This window comes from Myxococcus llanfairpwllgwyngyllgogerychwyrndrobwllllantysiliogogogochensis (assembly GCF_006636215.1).
GTDB classification, from domain to species: domain Bacteria; phylum Myxococcota; class Myxococcia; order Myxococcales; family Myxococcaceae; genus Myxococcus; species Myxococcus llanfairpwllgwyngyllgogerychwyrndrobwllllantysiliogogogochensis.
The window spans coordinates 1-1,545 of sequence record NZ_VIFM01000528.1 but is presented as its reverse complement, the minus strand read 5'-3'; the positions used below and the strand labels follow the sequence as shown (position 1 = coordinate 1,545).

The window sequence follows — 1,545 nt, the reverse complement described above, 5'->3', positions numbered from 1 at the left end:
TGGTTGGACGTGGGACAGTGTAGAGCGCCGTGACGGCTCGCGCAGCACGACATGGGGGGGCTGCGGCCGGGCGGGGGCCTCTTCACGCGCTCGCGTGACGCCAGCGTGACGGCCTCACCGCTTGCGCCGTCGGCCGATGAAGCTGGCGAAGCGCTCCGCGAAGCGCGCCACCGCCAGCCCCACGACGTCCAGCAGCCACCGCTGGAGGCTGGAGCGGCCGCACTGCTCCAGTTGCACGTGTCGCGACAGGGCCACGTGCTTGTCCAGCCACAGGGCCGCCTGAGCCGCCACGCCGGGCTCCTGGGCCTCCACCAGCGTCTCCAGATTCACGAGCGACAGCGGGTCCAGGTTGAAGCTGCCCACCAGCAGCGTCTTCCCATCCACCACCGCCGCCTTGGCGTGCAGCGTGGAGGCCGTCCATTCGTGGATGTTCACCCCCGCGCGCAGGAAGGTGCCGTACAGCCGCATCGTCGCCGCGCGGGCGAAGATGACGTCGCTTCTCCCGGCGAGCAGCAGCGACACCTTCACGCCCCGCCGCGCCGCCCGCGTCAGCGCTCGCACGAAGCCCGTGTCCGGGAGGAAGTACGCGTGCGCGAGGATGACCTCGTGTTTCGCCCCGTCGATGGCGGACAGGTAGCGCTTGCGCAGCCGGTGCCCGCCGCCGATGCCGGACAGGTACAGACTCACCGCGCCGGACGTCAGCGCCGCCGTGCCCGCGGTCAGCTTCGCGCCCAACTGCCGGCAGATGTCCCCCCGCAGCTCCACCGCCAGGTCCGCCCAGCCGGGCACGTCGCCGTGCGCCGCGTAGGCATCACCGATGTTGATGCCGCCCAGGAACGCCACCGTGTCGTCGACGAGGAGGATTTTGCGGTGGTTGCGCCAGGAGCGGCCCAGGCACAGCGAGGTGAGCGGGTTGTAGACCCGCACCTTCGCGCCCGCGGCCAGCAGCGTCTGCGTGAGGTACTTGCTGGCGCCGATGCTGCCCCAGCCGTCCACCACCACCTTCACCGACACGCCCCGCTTCGCCGCGGCCACCAGCGCGTCCAGGAAGAGCGCGCCCACGCCCTCGCGCTCGAAGGTGTAGACCTCCAGGTGGATGCGGTGCCGGGCGAAGGAGATGGCCTCCAGCATCCGGGGAAACGCCTCCGCGCCCCCATCCAGCAGCGTGCAGTGCTCGCTCGCATGCTCCCGGGAGAACGACGGGGCCAGCGGAGGCACGGGCTGCGGGACGACGGAGGCTTCGGTGCGCATGAGCACACCCACCCTACAACTCTCCCGGGCGGCACGGGACACGCCCCCAGTGACGGCGGGCCTGCCCCACGCGCCGGGACTTCACCCGTCGTGCTTGCGAGCGCCCTTGCCCTTGCCCTTGTGGCGGCACTCGTCGCCATCCCAGTACTGGCTCGGGTGACAGTCCTTGCTGTTGCGCTTGGACTTCTTCGACTTGGGCGGATGCGAGTCGTGCCCGTGGATGTCTCGGTGGACGATGCATCCTCCGAGTGACCAGAGGGCGAGGAGGGGGACGAGGAGACGGAGGTTCATGGG

At 70.7% G+C, this 1,545-nt stretch carries 2 protein-coding genes; both read right to left on the bottom strand.

The annotated features are described in order from the left end of the window. Window positions 1–114: 114 nt before the first annotated feature. Window positions 115–1,251: a phospholipase D-like domain-containing protein gene (locus FJV41_RS49100; protein ID WP_141649498.1), complete on the bottom strand. Its 1,137-nt coding sequence runs from the start codon at window positions 1,249–1,251 to the stop codon at window positions 115–117. An 81-nt stretch (window positions 1,252–1,332) separates the two neighbouring features. Continuing rightward, window positions 1,333–1,542: a hypothetical protein gene (locus FJV41_RS49095; protein ID WP_141649499.1), complete on the bottom strand. Its 210-nt coding sequence runs from the start codon at window positions 1,540–1,542 to the stop codon at window positions 1,333–1,335. Between the last annotated feature and the right edge of the window lie 3 nt (window positions 1,543–1,545).

Coding starts and splice junctions, on each gene's coding strand:
- FJV41_RS49100 (WP_141649498.1), bottom strand. CDS start 1,251: ATGCGCACCGAAGCCTCCGTCGTCCCGCAGCCCGTGCCTCCGCTGGCC.
- FJV41_RS49095 (WP_141649499.1), bottom strand. CDS start 1,542: ATGAACCTCCGTCTCCTCGTCCCCCTCCTCGCCCTCTGGTCACTCGGA.